Raw genomic sequence first — 17519 nt, 5'->3', positions numbered from 1 at the left:
TCATGCCCGACCGTAAATGTCGTCAATGTGCGATAGCGCACATGGTGAGATGACCCCAGGCGGCGCCGGAACGCAAGCAAGAACCGTTATCGGGATCAGCTTCATGCGCTCAGCGCCTCCGGGACTTGTGTGCGGGGAACCATCACCGGCTCGCCGCGCTCGAAATGAATAACGGCGTCGAATGGCGGATGATCCATGGCGGGCGAGATTGCCGGCGTGACCAGAACCAAACCCCTTCCGACGAGCGAGCGCCGCAAGGACGCCACGAGCTTGTCGGCCGCCGGACCCGGAAGCCCGTCGAGCGCGCGCTGCACCACGAGGACGCTGGGCCTGCGCACGAGGCAGCGCACGAGATCGATGGCTGCGATTTCGCTCAGGCTCAGGTCGTCGCCTTGCATGTCCACAGGCAGTCCAAGACCAATCCGTGACACTTCGCCGTCGAGGCCGCGCGCGGTCAGCACGCGGCGGATGACGCCTTGCACGGATTCCGCCGCGCCGGCCTGATCGGCGGCGATGCGACCGAAGAGAAGGTTGTCCTGCACGCTCGCCGCCGAGCAGAACGAGGCTTCGCTGTAGAACTCGATGGCCGGCCGCAGGCTCACGGGCAGCATGCGCGCGAAATCCGCGCGGGCCACGAGGATTTTCGCCTCCAGCGCTTCGTCGAGGAAACCGAGACGGTGGCGGCTCTCGTTGTAGCGCAGAGCGAGGCCGATGAGGCGTTCCTGGTCGCGTCCAGGACGGCGCTGGACGCTCTGGCGTTCCACGAGATCCTGGAAATAGGCGCGGTCGGAGGCGGAGAAGAAGGCGAAGCGCTCGAAGAGCGGGTGGCCGTCCGGAATCTCGGCGAAGATCTCGACCATGCTGGTCGCGATCGACAGGCCGATCTGCGCCATGAGCTTAGTGAGGTCGTTCGCTTCCAGGATCGCACGCACGAAGGGATGATCGGCGAGCCTGTCCTCGCGGAACGTGTCGCCCACGGGTTTGCCGAACAAAAGGTTCTCGCCGATCGTGGCGTAGCGGTTGTAGCGCTCGACGCTGAAGGGATCGACGAAACGGTCGAGGTTTTCCTCCGCCAGCGCGGCCTGCACCGCGCGGCGGGCCTCCACGATGGCGGAGGCGAGCGCAGGCTCGCGGCGCGGATCGATGGTGCCGGAGAGGCCGCGCGCATGGGTGAGCCGCTCGAGGCCCGCCACCGCGATGGCATCGGACAGGCGATGTTCGGCCTCGTCGCCCGTGGCGTTGCAGCCATAAAGCAGATTGTCGCGCAGGCTTCCTTCGATGAGCACCGTGTCGCCCGCGAATGCAATGCGGCGGCTGAGCTCGACCGGGTCGGCATCCATCAGGTCCACGCCGCCATAGGTGATGCGCCCCAGCGACGGATGGATCTGGCCGGCCATCAGCGCCGCCAGCAGGCGCGGACCGGAATCGCCATCGCCCACCAGGGCCACATGGGAGGGAAAGGCGAGGTTCAGGTTGACCGAAGTCACGCGCGCGCCGCTGGCGGGGTCGTAGGCCGAGAGCCCTTGCGCCATGAGAGCGCCGTTCTCCGGCAGGATGAGCTTGCCCTTTTTCTCGCGCGGCTTCAGGGACGCCTGGCTACGCGCCACATCGGCGAGAAGGGCGCGTGCCCTGATAGTGAGGCGGTGCCATTGCACCATCTCGCGCACCCCATAGGCGGCGAGCGCCGAGGCGAGGGCGCTGGCGGCGACCGTGCCGGCGGTCAGCGGGCGGGATTGCGAGAACCAGGCGCCCAGGGCCAGCACCGCGATGGGCGCGAGCATGAGCGCGACGGCTGCCGTCGAATCGACGAGGGCGAGGCGATATTCGCGCCTCGTGACAGGGCGGTGCACGTCGAGAAGGAGATGGCGCACCCGCCCGCGCTCATAGGAACCCGTGCCGTGAGCGCGCATGGCGGGAATGCGATGTTCGAGGCCGGCGAGCACGCCCTCGGCTCGCTCGCCCTCCTTATGGCGGGCGGCGGTGGCGTCGAAGCGCAGAAGCGCGCGCCGTGCGTTGAGGATCGCGCCCAGAACCAGCACGGCTGCCAGGGCGGCGCCGAGATACCAGTCCATCACGAGAACATAGGCGAAGGCCAAGCCGATCATGCCGCCGAGCTTGACCGGCATGAGCAGGCTCGCGGCCAGCACATTGTTCTCGCGGGCAAGCCCCTGCGCGGCGAGCGCGGTGGTGGTGGAAACCTCGTCCTGGACAGAAGGCGGGGCCTTGAGGATCGCGTTGATCGTGGAGGAGCGAAGCCTCGTCAGAATGGCCGATCCGATTCCGACCATGACCCAGTCGAGCAGGATCAGGAGAAACCCGACGATGACGGGGATGAGCAGCACACCGAAGACGGAAACGAGAGTGAGCGCATCGGGGTGCGGCGTGTACCCGGAAAAGAGCACGATGGACTCGTGCCAGAGGCGCGCAGGCGGCGTGAGCACGATCCTGAACAAGGTGCCCTGCGTCGCCCCGGTCACGGCGCGGTCGACCACGTGGCGGATCAGATCGAGGCCTGCGACGAGCAGCGATCCCGCCGCGACGAGCAGCAGAAATCCAAGAATGTGGCGCAGCGGAGAGGCCTTCCACGCCAGGCGCAGCGGGTCGCGCTCCATGACATCTCCCCCATGATGGTGTCTGGATCGGTTGAGCTTTGGAATGCAAACTAGCGAAGGGTTATGTGTACGACCAGTCCAAAGAGTTCGATTGGCCCTCGTCCATGGCACTTTCGCCCCTATGTCCACCCTTCAAGTCTCCATTCACGAGGGGTGATTGAGCCCGCCCATGTTATCTTCATTGCCAGTCGATCCGGTTTTCCAGATGATCCTCGAAGCCCCGGAGCGTATTCCTGCCGATGCGATGCCGAGCCGTCTCGCAGGCCTGTTCCGCGAGCTTTCGGCGCAGGAGCCGATCAGGCCCGTGGAAGACATCGAGGACCAGATCTGGGCTTTGTGGTTCTCCCACGAGGACAGGCTGGCGGAGGAGACCATGGCGGCAGCCGTGGACGCGCTCTCCTCCGGCGAGCTGCAGAAGGCCAAGCCCCTGCTCGATCATCTCGTGGCGAAGCATCCCGATTGGGCGGAAGCCTGGAACAAGCGCGCGACGCTGGCCTTCATCGAACAGCGCGACGCGGACAGCCTTCTCGACATCGCTCAGACCCTGCGTCTGGAGCCGCGCCATTTCGGAGCCATCTCGGGCTTCGGCAATATTTGCCTGCGCAACGGCCACCTCAACGAAGCCCGCGCCGCCTTCCAGATCGCGCTCGCCATCAATCCGCATATGGAAGAGTTGCGGGACATGCTGGAGGACCTGTCTCCGCATAATCTCATGCTGCATTGAGATGTGCTGCTAATCCGAAGAAGGGATCTCGCTCGAACTTCTCCACGTCATGGCCGGGCTTGTCCCGGCCATCCCGATTGGAAGAGCGCCGCGCCTCACAGCATCGGGATCACCGGCACGAGGCCGGTGATGACGTGAGCGAGGTTGCCGGGCCGCGAAGCCATTCCAAGCGCGACAAACGCGACGTTGCGAGTGTTGCCCGAGAAGCTAGTCTGTCCGCATGTCCGATTCGTCCGTAGCCATCCGCTCCACCATCGTCCTGCCCGTTGATGGGCGCCAATCCGCCGTCGCCGCCGGCGTCCAACGAGGCGTGCGCCGCCTGTTCGCCCAGCTCGGCCATGTGACGCTGCCCGAATTCACGCTGGCCAATGGCCGTCGCGCGGATTTGATCGCGCTGGCACCTGATGGCGCGCTCACGATTATCGAGATCAAGTCATGCGTGGCGGATTTCCGGGCCGACAGGAAATGGCCCGACTACGAGGATTTCTGCGACCGATTCTATTTCGCGGTGCCGGAGACGATGTCCTTCGACATCCTGCCCGATGATCGCGGTCTCATCATCGCCGACAGCTTCGGCGCCGCCGTGATGCGCGAAGCCGCGCATCATCCGTTGGCCGGCGCGCGCCGCAAGGCCGTGACCTTGCGTTTCGCGCATGCGGCGGCATCCCTGCTTCACAGCTTGGCCGATCCGGACAGGATTGCCGACGGGCGGTTGTAGGCATCCGTCAGCGCGGTGCGCGCTTGGCGAGGATCCGCTGTAGGGTCCGGCGGTGCATGTTGAGGCGCCGGGCCGTTTCCGAGACGTTGCGGCCGCACAATTCATACACGCGCTGAATGTGCTCCCACCGCACGCGGTCCGCCGACATGGGGTTTTCCGGCGGCAGCGCCCGCTCCCCAGGCTGCGCCATGAGGGTCGCATGGATCTCGTCGGCATCGGCGGGCTTCGCGAGATAGTCGAAAGCGCCCATCTTCACGGCCGTGACCGCGGTCGCGATGTTGCCGTAGCCCGTGAGAATGACGCCGCGCGCATCGGGGCGGCGATGTTTCAGGCGTTCGATCACGTCGAGGCCGTTGCCGTCGCCGAGACGCATGTCGATCACGGCGAAAGCTGGAGGTTCGGTCTCGATAGCTGCAATGCCATCGGCCACGCTTTCAGCAACGCGTACCTCATAGCCGCGTGTTTCCATGGCACGGGCGAGACGGGTCGAGAAGGGCCGGTCGTCATCCACGATCAAGAGGCTCTTGTCGGCGCGATCCTCGAACGCAACGGGCGCGTCGGCCATTAGAAAGTCTCCTTTTCTTCCGGAAGAATTCCGTCAGGAACGGGCTTAGGAAGGCCCGAACTCCATATGGGAATTCTTCCCCTCGTCTTTGAGAGATTCGTGAAAATCTCCCTGCGGCGAAATTGCCGCACCCTGTTCAAACGCATGACGGGGCCAAACGATCCGCGCGATAGCTCCCGTGCCCGGCGGAGCGGCGTTCGTGAGGGTGATTTCCGCGCCCGATCGCTCGATCAAAGTCTTGGCAATGAACAATCCGAGGCCCAGACCTCCACCTTCGTCTAAGTTGGCCTCCGTGCGCTCCGATGCGCTGCGTGTGGTGACATAAGGCTCGCCTACCCGAAGCAGGATATCGGGGGCGTAACCAGGACCGTCGTCGCGGATTTCGATGGAGACTTCGTGAGGTGTCCAGCAGGCCTCGATCACCACATGGCTGTCGGCGAAATCCGTTGCATTGTCGAGAATGTTGGACAGACCGTAGACGACGCCCGGATTGCGCCGCCCGACCGGTTCCGGCCCCTCGCCCCAGGCGTTCATCCGCACGTCGTAGCCCACAGTCCGTTGCGGCTCGACGATTTCCTCGACGAGATGGCTCAAGGTGACGGTTTCGAGGAAGCCTTCGTCGTCCTCCTCTCCCATGGATGTGAGCTTGGTCAGGATCGAACGGCAGCGCTGCACCTGTTCTTGGAGCAGCTTCAGGTCCTCGCCCACCGAACCGTCCTTGGGCAGGGCATGGGCCAGCTCCTTCGAGACCAGGGCGATGGTGGCGAGCGGCGTTCCCAGCTCATGGGCGGCGGCGGCGGCCAGGCCATCGAGCTGGGAGAGGTGCTGCTCGCGGGCGAGCACAAGTTCCGTCGCGGCGAGTGCCTGGGCGAGCTGGCGCGCTTCCTCGGCCACGCGCCAGGCATAGATGCCGGTGAACACCGTGCCGAGCAGGATTGCCGTCCAGATGCCGCTTACATAGAGGAACGGCAGGCTCAAATCCTGCCCGGGGAACCAGGGCAGAGGCCGATGGGCGAGCACGAGAACGGTGGCGCAGCCGACCGCCAGGAGCCCGAGACCCAGCGTCCGCTCCGGTGTGAGCGCCGTCGCCGAGATCAGCACCGGCGCGAGGAAGAGCATGGCGAAAGGGTTTTCGAGCCCGCCCGTCAGGTAGAGCAGGGCCGCGAGCTGGAGGATGTCGAAGCCGAGAAGCGCCGTGGCGGCATTGTCGCTAAGCCGGTGGCTCGCCGGATACTGGATACGCAGGAGCAGATTGGTCCAGACCGACGCGGCGATGACCAGGAAGCACAGCTCGAAGGGCAAGGGGAAGCCGAGACCGAAACGGACCCCCGCGACGGCGGAAGCCTGACCGGCGACGGCAAGCCAGCGCAGGCGGACCAGAGTATCCAGGCGCAGCTGGCGCGGATTGGGCGGGGCGTTCTTCGGGAGTGTATCGGCCATGAACGAACAGAATAGGGTTCGTCCAGCATTCGCCAAGCAATCGAGGTAAGCCCTTAATCCTATTTCAGGACGGAAGCCTACTTTGCTAAGGTTCAACAGGTCGTGATCTGGATTCTGCTGCAACAATGTAGTTGCAATGGCGCCAAGGAACCTTAAATTAAATGTTATGGTTGAGGATAAGCCTGCTCCGCATTGTGGGATTAAAGGGCGCCCGGCCTTTGGGGACATAATATGAATTTTGCTTATTACTGGTATGACACGGCGCATTGGCTCCTGAGCCCTGCCCGTGCTGCGTCCGATATTACCAAGTTGATCTTTGATAATCCTGGTAACCCACTGACAAATACTCCCTATGGCCGCACGGTTTCGGCAGCCTGCGAACTTTTCGAGCGCACCACCCGCCGCTACGCCAAGCCCGAATTCGGCTTCGTCACCACGCGGATCGGCAACGAAGACGTCGCCGTTACCGAAAAGATCCTTTGGGAGCGGCCTTTCTGCCGCATCGTCTCTTTCGAGCGCGACCACCGCGCCGCTAAAGATCAGCCGAAGCTCATCATCGTGGCGCCCATGTCCGGCCATTACGCGACGCTTCTGCGCGGCACGGTCGAGGCATTTCTGCCCACCCACCAGGTGATGATCACCGACTGGGCGGATGCCAGCATGGTGCCGCTCTCGGAAGGGCGCTTCGATCTCGATGATTACATCGACTACCTGAAGGACCTGTTCCGCGATCTTGGCCCGGACCTGCACGTCATGGCCGTATGTCAGCCGGCGGTTCCCGTGGTCGCCGCCATCGCTCGGCTCGAAGCCGAGAACGATCCCCGCATTCCCCGCTCCATGATCCTCATGGGCGGCCCCATCGATACGCGCCGCTCGCCTACCGCCGTGAACCGGGTTGCGGAAGAGCGCGGCATCGAGTGGTTCAAGCAGCATTGCATCGCCAAGGTGCCCCCGTCCCATCCGGGCTTCTGGCGCGACGTCTATCCGGGCTTCCTGCAGCTCTCCGGCTTCATGGCCATGAACATGGACCGCCACCTCTCGGCCCATTGGGAGATGTTCAACCACCTTGTGGAAGGCGACGGCGACTCGGCCGAGAAGCACCGCGATTTCTATGACGAGTACCTTGCCGTCATGGACCTGACCGCCGAATATTACCTCCAGACGGTCGAGACGGTGTTCGTGAATCACGACCTGCCGAAGGGCGACATGATGCACCGGGACCAGCCGGTGGACCTCATGGACATCCGGCGTTGCGCCATTATGGCCATCGAAGGCGAGCGGGACGACATTTCCGGCGTCGGCCAGACCCTGGCCGCCCTGGACTTGACCCCCAACCTGTCCTCCGACAAGAAGCTCTATCACCTGCAGGCCGGGGTCGGTCACTATGGCGTCTTCAACGGCTCTCGTTTCCGGGCTGAAATCGCTCCTCGAATCGCTGAATTCATTGAGAATCACAGCGGAGAACCAGTCCGAAAAGCCCCGTCAAGGGCCTCAGAACGTTCTTGATGCGTTCTTAGCAGCGGCAAACGGCTGCGCTGACAGAATCGACGTAAGCGGGCAGATTGCGGACATGAAATCCGCTCTGTTCCGCCGCGTTCCTGCGGACCCGCCATATTTAAAAGTTTCTCATGAGGGCCAATGCTTTAAGGTAGCTCTCAAACGGCGCCCAACCGCCAAACGAATCACGCTGCGCGTTTCCAACGCCACCGGCGAGGTCGTGCTGTCCATCCCTGAGCGCACCGATGTGGGCCTGGCTCAGAAATTCGCCGACAGCCACAGCCAGTGGGTCGCCTCCCGCCTCGCCAAGGTGCCGGAGAGGGTGTCCTTCGAGCCGGGTTCCGTCGTGCCCCTGCGCGGCGTGCTGCACCGGATCGTCCATTGGTCGACGATTCGCGGCGTCACGCAGGCCACGCATGACAGCGCGGGCGAGCCGATCATCGCTGTGACCGGTGAGGCCAGCCATGTGGCCCGCCGGGTGCGCGATTACCTGGAGGCCGAGGCCCGCCGGGACTTCGCGGCGGCCGTCCGCAAGCATACGGCCCAGCTCGGCGTGCCCGCCAAGCGGATCACCGTGCGCGACACCAAGAGCCGTTGGGGCTCCTGCTCGGCCAACGGAGCGCTCAACTTCTCCTGGCGCCTGATCATGGCCCCGCCCTTCGTGCTGGATTACCTCGCCGCCCACGAGGTCGCGCACCTGCGCGAGCTCAACCATTCCCAGCGCTTCTGGAAGATCACCTACCAGCTCTGCCCCCGCACCGACGACGCGGAAGCCTGGCTCAAAACCTACGGCAGCGCCCTTCACCGCATCGGGTAAGGGGCGGCTGAGGGTCGAGTATCATGGCAGCGTGACAGAGGCGTCGTTTCGGCTTAGTGCGGGGCAACGCCCTTCATCGAAACAAGCCGCCCCATGCTCAAGCCCGACACCCTGGCCCTTACCGCCGTTCTCGCGCTGCTCACAGCAATCGGGCCGCTCGCCACGGATATGTATCTGCCCTCGCTGCCAGCGATCGCTGCGGGATTGCAGGCGACGACCGGGCAGGCGCAGCTCACGCTCTCCGCGTTTCTTCTCGGCTTTGCTGCGGGGCAATTCTTTTATGGGCCGATCTCGGACCGGGTCGGACGAAAGCCCGTGCTGCTGTTCGGGCTGGGACTATTCTCGGTGGCGAGCTTGATCTGTGCGCTCGCTCCCAATATCGAGGTGCTGATCTCCGCGCGCTTCCTGCAAGCCCTTGGAGCGTCCGGTCCCATCGTGCTCGGGCGCGCCATCGTGCGCGATTTCTACGAGGGGCCGCGCGCAGGCAAGGAATTGTCGCGCATGGGCACGATCATGGGTGTGGTGCCCGCCATCGCGCCCGTGCTTGGGGGAATCATCGCGCAGTTCACAATATGGCGCATGACCTTCGGCGTGATGCTGTTCTGCGGTCTTGCGCTCGCCGCGACGGTGTTGCTGCGTCTCCCTGAAAGCATTCGCCACAAATCGGATGTGCCGATCTCGTTCGCCTCCATCATCCGAGGCTTCGGCACGCTGCTGAAACATTCGGGCTATCGGACCTATGTGAGCCTTTCCATGCTCACCTATGGCGGGCTCTTCGCCTTCATCTCCGGATCGTCCTTCGTGCTCCAGGGCATCTATGGCCTCGACGAACTTTCCTACGCCTTCTCGTTCGCCTTCATGGTCGTGGGATACATCATCGGCACCCTGATCGCGCAGCGCATCGTGAGCCGCCGTGGACTCGACGGCACGATCCAGGCCGGCGTGGTGAGTCTCGCGTTCGGCGGCGTACTCATGCTGGTGCTCGTGGCTTTCGGCGTACCGTCGTCATTCGCCATCACAGGCCCTATGGCGATTTATGGATTCGGCGTGGGGCTCACCATGCCGCAATCCATGGCCTCCGCGCTCATGCCTTTTCCCGAGCGGGCGGGCGCGGCATCGTCCTTTCTCGGCATCTGCCAGATGAGTTTCGCCGCCGTGCTCGGCATCGTGCTCGGCCAGAACCTCGGCGCTTCCGCCCTGCCGCTGCCGATTGCGATTGCTGCAACCGGCGTCGGGGCGCTGATCGTCTTCTCGGTAACGGGACGGGCGCGCGGAAAGACGGCTTAGGGAAGTCAGCCCAGGATGTCGGGGGCTTTATGGTCCCGTGAAACGCCTTCGATCAGGATCACGTCGCCTTTGGAGTTCCCCGTCCTCAAAGGCAGGATCTCCCGGTAGGCCGGGGATTCATACCATTTGCGCGCGTGGTCCTTGTCCGGAAACGCGATCATGATCAGGTCTCCCGACCACGCGCCTTCAAGCCGTTCCACCGGATCTCCGTGAATCAGGAAATGCCCATCGAAGGGTGCCAGCGTCGCGTCTATCTTTCGGAGATACTCGACGATCTCCGGCCCCATTTTCACTTCGTAGAGGCGAGCGACGGCATAGGCGGACATGGCATGCTCCTTGGCTTGAATGTGAAGCCAAGATGCATGCCTGATTGTGCCGTGGCGATTACGTCCGAGGTAATAGCTCTCAGAGCCCGAACAGCTTCTCGAAGAAGTTCTTCTCGCGGCTGTTGCGCCGTTGTTGCGGCGCGGGCGGGATCCACGCGCTTTCGCCATTGCCGGCAGCGGCATAGCGCGGGTCCTGGCCGGCCTCGGCCACCGGTACCGAGTCGCGGAAACGCTCCTGGCCGGGAATGCCCACGGGCTGCTTGTCCTTGAGGGCGATCTGCATGAAGCTGTGCCAGACTTCCCTCGGCAGATTGCCGCCGCTGACCTTTTTCGTGAGCGCGCCGTCGTCGTTGCCGAGCCACACGCCGGCCACGAGATTGCCCGTGAAGCCCATGAACCACGCATCCTTGTAGTCGTTGGTGGTGCCGGTCTTGCCAGCCATGGGCCAGCCGGGAATCTGTGCTGCTCTCGCCGTGCCGATGACGAAGGTATTGTGCATCATCTCGTTCATCATCGCGACGACGCCCGGATCGATGACGCGGCCGAGGCCGCCGCCGTTGGGACGCTTGTAGACGAGCTTGCCGTCAGCGGTTTTCACTTGGGCAATCACATAAGGCGTCACGCCGATGCCGCCATTGGCGAAGGCCGCATAAGCCGAGACGAGTTCGAGCGGCGTCACTTCGGACGTGCCGAGGGCGAGCGAGCCGTTCGCCTGCATCGGCGAGGAGATGCCGAGGCGCTGAGCCGTCTGCACCACGGCCTTCGGGCCCACATCCATGTTGAGTTTTACCGCGACGGTGTTGAGCGAGAGCGCCAGCGCATCGCGCAGCGTGATCGGCCCGCGATATTTGCGGTCGTAGTTCTCCGGCGTCCAACCCTTGATGTTGACGGGGCCGTCCTCATACACGGTGTCCGGCGTCAGGCCGCGCTCCATGGCGGTGAGATAGACGAAGGGCTTGAAGGCCGAGCCCGGCTGACGGCGCGCGGTCGTCGCCCGGTTGAACTGGCTCTGCTCGTAATTGCGTCCGCCCACCAGGGCCTTCACCGCGCCGTCGGGTTCCATCGCCACTACGGCACCCTGGCCGACGTTGAACTTCTGGCCCTTGGCGTTGAGCTCATCCACCAGTACGCGTTCGGCGGCAGCCTGAAGCGGCGGCTCGATGGTGGTCGAGACTACGATGTCGGATTCGATGGTGCCGACGAAATCGTCGAGCACGTCCATCACGTAATCGGCGGCGTAATTGGCGGAGCCCGCACCGTTGGGGCGCACCGCTTCGGCGGGCGTGCCGAGCGCGGTCTTGGTCATGCCGGGCGTGATGAAGCCGAGCTCGTTCATGGCCGCGATCACCAGCTCCGCGCGGGCCTGGGCGCGCTCCGGGTTCCGGTTGGGCGCCAAGCGCGAGGGCGATTGGACGAGGCCTGCCAGCACGGCGGCCTCGGAGAGCGAGACGGCGCGGGCGGACTTGCCGTAATAACGCTGGGCCGCAGCCTCCACGCCATAGGCGCCGGCGCCAAAATAGACGCGGTTCAGATAAAGCTCGAGGAGCTGGTCCTTGGAATAGTTGCGCTCGAGCCAGAGCGCGAGGATCGCTTCCTGGATCTTACGGGAAGCGGTGCGCTCCTGGGTGAGGAACAGGTTTTTCGCGAGCTGCTGCGTCAGGGTCGAGCCGCCCTGCAGGCCGCCGCTATGCGCCACGTTGCGATAGATCGCGCGGCCGATGCCGATGGGGTCGATGCCGAAATGGTCGTAGAAGCGCCGGTCCTCGATGGCCACGAACGCCTTGGGAAGGTAGGGCGGCAGCTCCTTGAGCGTCACCGTGCGCCCGCCCGTCTCGCCGCGGTTGGCGAGAAGCGAGCCGTCGCTGGCCATGATGGCGATGTTCGGAGGCCGTTTCGGAACCGTCAGCTGGTCGATGGGGGGTAGCTGCGAGGCGTAATAGGCCACCACGCCGCCCACGCCGATGATGCCCCAGAGGCAGAGCACGAGACCGGCATAGACCAGCTTGCTGATGAAGGAACGGCCGCCCTTGCGCTTGGCTTTCCGAGGCTTGGACGGACGCCGTGAAGGTCTGTCGTCATCCTGCCTGGAAGCTCGCCTGCGTGCCATGTTTCCCCCTGCCCGGTCTTCGGGCGAGAGGCGAAAATCCAGCTCCCCCGCTTCCGTAGCGGGCGCATCGAAAACCGGCTCCCGCCGGCCACGTCCGTTCGCCACGTTTCTTATAACCCCGCAATTACTTGAGAGCATCGTCCGAAAAGTGGTCCCGGTTTTTCGGGCGCACGATGCTCTCGCTCTTAGTCGAAGGCATCGGATTGACCCAAAAGTGCAAATCCACTTTTGGGTCCGATGCTGCCGGATTGGTCCGGCTTTCATGCTGTGGAGCACTCTAATTGTGGCGGTTTAAGGGGCGGTTAACCCGCGCAACAATGGAACTGCCGCGAAGGATGCTCGCCGTTGCCTTTTGGACACGCAAGACTGCGATTCTATCGTTTGGGGAGCCGCTCCCGAGGCCTGGGAGCGGCCTGATAAGGGTCATTCCGCGGTGGTCGGGTCGATCACAGTGCGCACCCTTGAAATGGAATCCGCCGGAAGACCGGCCTGGCGCGCATGCTCCTTGATCATCGCTTCATCCGGCGCGCGGTAGAGGCAGTAAATCTTGTTGTCGGTGACGTAGCTGTGAACCCATTGGATTTCCGGGCCCATTCCACGCAGGACATCGCAGGAGTTCCCTGAGGCCTGTTTCAGCTCGGCAGCAGACAAATTGCCGACATTCGGCATGTTTCGCTCGATCACGAATTGCGGCATGGCTTTCCACCGGTTGCCCGGCGCCTCTCATCGCCGGGCCGTTTGTCCGGCGATAATCAGACTCTGCCTGCGCCGCTGAACTGGCAACGGCTCCGAATGGGTATCGCCACCGCTGGAGTGCGGTTCATCACATGACTTCGCGCACATCACTCCGCCGCCAGCGGCAGCTCGCCCGTGTCGAGATCGGCCTGCGAGAGATCGTGAATGCGGCGCAGGTCGTTGAGAAAAGCCTCATAGGCCTCGCGCTTCGTCGCCTCGTCGGGCAGGCGCAGCAGATAGGAGGGATGCACCGTGATGTAGCCCTCATAGGTGCCGAAGCGCGCGCGTCCCCGCGAGCGGGTGATCGGCGTCGCCTTGCCGGTGAGCGCGAGAAGCGCGGTTGCGCCGAGCGCCACCACGAGCTTAGGTCTGACCAGCTCCAGCTCCTTCATCAGCCAAGGCCGGTAATGCTTCACCTCGCCTGCGGTGGGCTTGGAGTGAATGCGCCTGTGGCCGCGCTGCTCGAATTTGAAGTGCTTCACCGCATTGGTGAGATAGGCCTGTTCCCGACTGATCCCGACCTCGTTCATCGCCTTCGTCAGGAGCTTGCCCGCGGGCCCCACGAAAGGCCTACCCTGCAGATCCTCCTGATCGCCCGGCTGCTCGCCGACGAACATGATGTCGGCATGAACAGGTCCTTCGCCGAATACGGCCTGCGTCGCGCCGGGCACGAGTGGGCCGGCCTTCGCGATGATCGCGTTGAGTTCCTTGAGTGTCTTCGGTTCCTGATCGCGCATGGCTTCGAGGGCACGTTCAGGAGTGCGTTTCAAAGGCATCGTCGCCTCCTGTTCGATCATGGCGTCAACGCGCTGGGTGGCGCTTTGGATCAGGCCGGGAATTGCCGCAGCCTCCGGCAGATTGCGCCAGTATTTCTTCGGCATTTCGGCGCGCATGGCGGTGGGGTTCACGCGGGCGGGGTTGAACACGCTCTCGTAATAGCCGCGCCAGCCTTCCTCGAACTCGTCCGATGCTGGCGCGTCCTCGCGGTTTCCGGGTGGGCCGAAGGTAAGATTCTTGCGGTTCCAGCGCATGGAGCCGATGGGCGTGATGATCGTCCAGTCGAGGGAGTGGAAGCGGTCGATGAAGAAGGGCGCCGCCGCTTCCAGAATATAATGATCCGGCTCGAACCACGCCGCGAAACGCTCAAGCTCGCCATGCATCCGCCGGAAGCGCACGAAGGCGTGCATCTTGTGAAGATCGCGCCGGATCGCGCGGGCCATCATGTCGATGCGGTGCACCAGCGGATCGCTTGCGATTTCGAGAAGATCGCGCTCGCCGTTCAGCACACGCCAGATCAGCTGGTAGAGCAGGGCATAACGCTCCTCGTCCCGGTGACACACGCAAGCCTCGATCAGCCGCGCCACGCCTTTCGGCAGAGAGATCGGCGAGGCCGCGCCGTGCTCGTCCTCGCCGAATAGGCTCGGTGAATCGTCGGAGGACCAGAGCACGTGCTGAGGCGCCATCTCCTCGGCGATCAGCCAGCGCACGGCCCGGCGAAAGCCATCGAGATCGGCACCGGGTTTCAGAGTGATGCGATGCAGGCTCATCCGAACAAGCTCAGCTGCTGGGGTTTCTCGATCAGGCGCTCCCGCAAATCGAGGCGGTCCAGCCTCGCTTTCGGGTGGAAATCGGCGGCAATCAGAAAGGGCTTGGCCCGCTTCAGTCCCGAGGTGAGGCGCGCAACATCGTCGAGACGCAAGGTCGTATGACGGCGCGCAGTGACGATCTTGTCCACGGCCCGCGCGCCAAGCCCCGGCACGCGCAGCAGCATCTCGCGCGGCGCCTTGTTCGCATCGACAGGGAAGAGATGGCGGTTCTTGAGTGCCCAGGCGAGCTTGGGATCGATATCGAGATCGAGCATGCCCTTTTCGCCCCCCGCCGCGATCTCCTCCACGTTGAAGCCGTAAAAGCGCAGCAGCCAATCGGCTTGATAAAGCCGGTTTTCGCGCATGAGAGGCGGCGGCTTCAGCGGAAGAATCGCGCTGGAATCGGGGATCGGGCTGAAGGCGGAATAATAGACGCGCTTCAGATCGTAGTGACCGTAGAGCTTGGCCGAGGTGCGTAAGACATCCGCATCCGTGGTCTCATCCGCGCCGATGATCATCTGCGTCGTCTGGCCGGCGGGCGAGTAATGGCGGCGCTCCTCGCGCGCTTCCTCGATGCGCTCGGACATCTGCGACATGGCGGTCTCGATGGAGGCGCCGTCCTTCTCGGGCGCCAGCAGTTCAAGGCTTTTCTCGGTCGGCAATTCGAGATTGATCGACAGCCGATCCGCCCATAGCCCCGCTTCCTCGATCAGCCAGGGACTCGCCTCAGGGATCGTCTTCAGGTGGATATAGCCGCGAAAGCCGTGGTCGCGGCGCAGCTTCTTCGCGACCAGCAGCATCTGCTCCATCGTGTAATCGGGCGAGCGGATGATGCCCGAGGACAGGAACAAGCCCTCGATATAGTTGCGCTTGTAGAACTCGATGGTGAGCGTCACCACCTCGTCCACGGAGAACTTGGCGCGCTTCACGTTGGACGAGCGCCGGTTCACGCAATAGGCGCAATCGAACAGGCAGTAATTCGTCAGCAGGATCTTGAGCAGCGACACGCAGCGCCCATCCGGCGTGTAAGCGTGGCAGATGCCGGAGACCGTGGTCGAGCCCAGGCTGTTCACATCCGCCTTGCGCTTGGGTGCGCCCGAGGAGGAGCAGGAGGCATCGTATTTCGCCGCGTCAGCCAGGATGCGCAGCTTCTTGGAAAGCTTTTCGTCCATGGTTCCCCGCTTGATTGTTCGTGATTTGTTCTAGCATGAAGATGGAGCAAAGGCGAGGCATGAACACGGGGCGGTAGGTCGCACGGAGGGGAGCCTCGGTATTGGAGGCTCCGGTTTGGTCCTAGGCAGCGGAGCCGATCCGGGAGCCAGTGCAAAAAGTGGCACGGATAGGTCCCTCGCGTAGCGGAGAAGGATTGAAGGCGGGACCGGGGAGTCGGCTCATCCATTCAGCGCAATCGCTGCGACAGGCATGACCTCCACCCTGGCTCCCCACGCAAGAGGAGGAAACAAGCACAGCACTTCAGGAGCTGCGTTGCGAGCAAAGATTCACCCTGCCGCGAACAGATCCTGCGCGTCCGAAATCGCCTGCGGTTCCTCGAACGCGTTCGGGTCGCCCGGTGCAGTTTCCCAGCCGAGATCCGGCAGGGCGATGATGCGCAGGCCTCTCGGGTCGTTGCGGGTGACGACGATGTTGCGGGTTTCCATGTAGGCGACGAGGCGGCGGGCGCGGCCGGGGGAGCGGCTGCCGCAGGCGCGGGCAATCTCGCCGTCGGGCGGGCAGGCGGAGCCTTCCATGGCGGCGCGGGCGATGAGCAGGAAGACGCCTTGCAGGTCTTCCTCGAGATCCGCCGCGAACGCCACCGCGCGGTCCCATTCGGAGCTATCAGTGGTGGCGGTATTGACGCCCGCGCGCGCGACCGCGAGGCGGCGGCGGAAAGCGTTGAGGTTCAAGGGTTCGCCCGCGACGCGACGGATGCGGCAGCGCACGAGGAAATCCTGATAGAGCACCGCCACGGAGCGGAAGGCGGCCTCGGGATCATCGAGAATTTCGCGCAGGATCGAATCGAGCACTGCGTCGCGCTCGGCTTTCGTCTCCTCGGTCGGCTCGGCCTCTGGCTCCGGCGCGGCGGCGGGCCGGGTGCGGGCGAGCTGGGCTAAAAGATCGTTGGTCGAGGGGGCCGGCGGCGGAGGCGGCGCGCGGCGAGGCATGACGGGGCGGGCGGCAAGCTCGGCCTCGCCCGCCTTGAAGATGAGATCGCGCGCATCCTCCTTGGGCTGCTCGGGCAGCGGCATCAGCTTGAAGCTGCCGGACCGGGCCGAGGTCTCCACATCGCCGATGCGGATCGGCAGCGGGCGGCGCGAGAGCGCCGGGCCGAGCGCCACGAAATGCCCACGCTCCAGGTCGCGGAACATCTCGGCCTGGCGGCGCTCCATGCCCAAAAGGTCGGCGGCGCGGGCCATGTCGATGTCGAGGAAGGTGCGGCCCATGAGGAAGTTCGAGGCTTCGGCCGCCACGTTCTTGGCGAGCTTGGCGAGGCGCTGCGTAGCGATAATGCCGGCAAGCCCGCGTTTACGGCCACGGCACATGAGGTTGGTCATGGCGCCGAGCGAGACTTTTCGCGCCTCGTCGGAGACCTCGCCCGCGGCGGCGGGGGCGAAAAGCTGCGCCTCGTCCACCACGACGAGCATCGGGTACCAGAAATCGCGCTCCGCATCGAAAAGGCCGCCGAGGAAAGCCGCCGCGCAGCGCATCTGCGCCTCGGTGTCGAGGCCTTCCAGGCTGAGCACGACGGAAACCCGGTGCTGGCGCACGCGGGCGGCGACGCGCTGAAGGTCGCCCTCGCTGCGGGAGGCATCCACCACCACATGGCCGAACTTGTCGGCCATGGTGACGAAGTCGCCTTCGGGGTCGATGATGGCCTGCTGGACGAGGTTGGCGCTCTGCTCCAGGAGGCGGCGCAGCAGATGCGACTTGCCGGAGCCGGAATTGCCCTGGACGAGCAGACGCGTCGCCAGAAGCTCCTCCAGATCGAGCAGAGCCGATTGTCCCCCGGGTGCGGAGGATGCCACTCCCATGTCGATGCCGACCTTCATCAGCCTCCCTCATCAGGTTTTAAAAGCGCTCGTGGTCCTAACACGGCCAAGCCGGGGC

At 64.1% G+C, this 17519-nt stretch carries 14 protein-coding genes; 5 read left to right on the top strand and 9 right to left on the bottom strand.

The window, feature by feature from the left end; translation table 11 throughout:
• Positions 1-101 precede the first annotated feature (101 nt).
• A complete protein-coding gene (locus tag AB4Y85_RS08715) occupies positions 102-2612 on the bottom strand; it encodes an ABC transporter transmembrane domain-containing protein (protein WP_441984487.1) in 2511 nt (836 codons plus the stop codon).
• A 169-nt stretch (positions 2613-2781) separates the two neighbouring features.
• On the opposite strand from AB4Y85_RS08715, the gene AB4Y85_RS08710 reads away from it, so the two are divergent.
• Complete coding sequence (locus AB4Y85_RS08710; RefSeq protein WP_441984486.1) at positions 2782-3336, top strand: hypothetical protein; 555 nt, start codon at positions 2782-2784, stop codon at positions 3334-3336.
• Positions 3337-3556: 220 nt separating this feature from the next.
• Entirely contained in the window at positions 3557-4054 is a 498-nt protein-coding gene (locus AB4Y85_RS08705) for an MmcB family DNA repair protein (protein WP_441984485.1), read from the top strand.
• 7 nt (positions 4055-4061) lie between these two features.
• Here AB4Y85_RS08705 and AB4Y85_RS08700 read toward each other — a convergent pair whose 3' ends face one another.
• Both AB4Y85_RS08700 and AB4Y85_RS08695 read right to left on the bottom strand, forming a co-directional pair.
• Positions 4062-4619 (bottom strand): ActR/PrrA/RegA family redox response regulator transcription factor, encoded by a 558-nt coding sequence (locus tag AB4Y85_RS08700; RefSeq protein ID WP_441984484.1) that lies wholly within the window; start codon positions 4617-4619, stop codon positions 4062-4064.
• Positions 4620-4664: 45 nt separating this feature from the next.
• Complete coding sequence (locus AB4Y85_RS08695) at positions 4665-6059, bottom strand: ActS/PrrB/RegB family redox-sensitive histidine kinase (RefSeq protein WP_441984483.1); 1395 nt, start codon at positions 6057-6059, stop codon at positions 4665-4667.
• Positions 6060-6290: 231 nt separating this feature from the next.
• Between AB4Y85_RS08695 and AB4Y85_RS08690 the strand changes: the two genes are divergently transcribed.
• The 3 genes from AB4Y85_RS08690 to AB4Y85_RS08680 all read left to right on the top strand — a co-directional run bounded on the left by AB4Y85_RS08690 (position 6291) and on the right by AB4Y85_RS08680 (position 9660).
• Positions 6291-7565, top strand: coding sequence for a polyhydroxyalkanoate depolymerase (locus tag AB4Y85_RS08690; protein ID WP_441984482.1), 1275 nt, complete (start codon positions 6291-6293; stop codon positions 7563-7565).
• 64 nt (positions 7566-7629) lie between these two features.
• A complete protein-coding gene (locus AB4Y85_RS08685; RefSeq protein ID WP_441984481.1) occupies positions 7630-8373 on the top strand; it encodes a M48 family metallopeptidase in 744 nt (247 codons plus the stop codon).
• 93 nt (positions 8374-8466) lie between these two features.
• Positions 8467-9660 (top strand): multidrug effflux MFS transporter, encoded by a 1194-nt coding sequence (locus AB4Y85_RS08680; RefSeq protein WP_441984480.1) that lies wholly within the window; start codon positions 8467-8469, stop codon positions 9658-9660.
• A gap of 5 nt (positions 9661-9665) precedes the next feature.
• Here the strand turns inward: AB4Y85_RS08680 and AB4Y85_RS08675 are convergent, their stop codons facing one another.
• The 6 genes from AB4Y85_RS08675 to AB4Y85_RS08650 form a co-directional block, all read right to left on the bottom strand.
• Entirely contained in the window at positions 9666-9986 is a 321-nt protein-coding gene (locus tag AB4Y85_RS08675) for a DUF1330 domain-containing protein (RefSeq protein WP_441984479.1), read from the bottom strand.
• 79 nt (positions 9987-10065) lie between these two features.
• Positions 10066-12198 carry a transglycosylase domain-containing protein gene (locus tag AB4Y85_RS08670; protein ID WP_441984478.1) on the bottom strand — a complete coding sequence of 711 codons (2133 nt, stop codon included), beginning with the start codon at positions 12196-12198 and terminating at the stop codon, positions 10066-10068.
• Positions 12199-12516: 318 nt separating this feature from the next.
• Complete coding sequence (locus AB4Y85_RS08665) at positions 12517-12789, bottom strand: DUF4242 domain-containing protein (protein ID WP_441984477.1); 273 nt, start codon at positions 12787-12789, stop codon at positions 12517-12519.
• Between the two features lie 146 nt (positions 12790-12935).
• Positions 12936-14375: a UdgX family uracil-DNA binding protein gene (locus AB4Y85_RS08660; RefSeq protein WP_441984476.1), complete on the bottom strand. Its 1440-nt coding sequence runs from the start codon at positions 14373-14375 to the stop codon at positions 12936-12938.
• Positions 14372-15586 (bottom strand): putative DNA modification/repair radical SAM protein, encoded by a 1215-nt coding sequence (locus AB4Y85_RS08655; RefSeq protein WP_441984475.1) that lies wholly within the window; start codon positions 15584-15586, stop codon positions 14372-14374. Before AB4Y85_RS08655 ends, AB4Y85_RS08660 begins: the two co-directional genes overlap by 4 nt.
• Positions 15587-15913: 327 nt before the next feature.
• Positions 15914-17461, bottom strand: coding sequence for a helicase HerA domain-containing protein (locus AB4Y85_RS08650; protein ID WP_441984474.1), 1548 nt, complete (start codon positions 17459-17461; stop codon positions 15914-15916).
• Positions 17462-17519: the final 58 nt, after the last annotated feature.

Source organism: Microvirga sp. 2YAF29, assembly GCF_052114605.1.
Taxonomy (GTDB): Bacteria; Pseudomonadota; Alphaproteobacteria; order Rhizobiales; family Beijerinckiaceae; genus Microvirga.
This window is presented reverse-complemented; position numbering and strand designations above follow the sequence as displayed.

Excerpts from the sequence above, each read along its gene's own strand:
- AB4Y85_RS08660 (WP_441984476.1), bottom strand. The coding sequence starts at position 14,375 with ATGAGCCTGCATCGCATCACTCTGAAACCCGGTGCCGATCTCGATGGC.
- AB4Y85_RS08655 (WP_441984475.1), bottom strand. The coding sequence starts at position 15,586 with ATGGACGAAAAGCTTTCCAAGAAGCTGCGCATCCTGGCTGACGCGGCG.
- AB4Y85_RS08680 (WP_441984480.1), top strand. The coding sequence starts at position 8,467 with ATGCTCAAGCCCGACACCCTGGCCCTTACCGCCGTTCTCGCGCTGCTC.
- AB4Y85_RS08700 (WP_441984484.1), bottom strand. The coding sequence starts at position 4,619 with ATGGCCGACGCGCCCGTTGCGTTCGAGGATCGCGCCGACAAGAGCCTC.
- AB4Y85_RS08675 (WP_441984479.1), bottom strand. The coding sequence starts at position 9,986 with ATGTCCGCCTATGCCGTCGCTCGCCTCTACGAAGTGAAAATGGGGCCG.
- AB4Y85_RS08715 (WP_441984487.1), bottom strand. The coding sequence starts at position 2,612 with ATGGAGCGCGACCCGCTGCGCCTGGCGTGGAAGGCCTCTCCGCTGCGC.
- AB4Y85_RS08650 (WP_441984474.1), bottom strand. The coding sequence starts at position 17,461 with ATGAAGGTCGGCATCGACATGGGAGTGGCATCCTCCGCACCCGGGGGA.
- AB4Y85_RS08710 (WP_441984486.1), top strand. The coding sequence starts at position 2,782 with ATGTTATCTTCATTGCCAGTCGATCCGGTTTTCCAGATGATCCTCGAA.
- AB4Y85_RS08690 (WP_441984482.1), top strand. The coding sequence starts at position 6,291 with ATGAATTTTGCTTATTACTGGTATGACACGGCGCATTGGCTCCTGAGC.
- AB4Y85_RS08705 (WP_441984485.1), top strand. The coding sequence starts at position 3,557 with ATGTCCGATTCGTCCGTAGCCATCCGCTCCACCATCGTCCTGCCCGTT.
- AB4Y85_RS08695 (WP_441984483.1), bottom strand. The coding sequence starts at position 6,059 with ATGGCCGATACACTCCCGAAGAACGCCCCGCCCAATCCGCGCCAGCTG.
- AB4Y85_RS08685 (WP_441984481.1), top strand. The coding sequence starts at position 7,630 with ATGAAATCCGCTCTGTTCCGCCGCGTTCCTGCGGACCCGCCATATTTA.
- AB4Y85_RS08665 (WP_441984477.1), bottom strand. The coding sequence starts at position 12,789 with ATGCCGCAATTCGTGATCGAGCGAAACATGCCGAATGTCGGCAATTTG.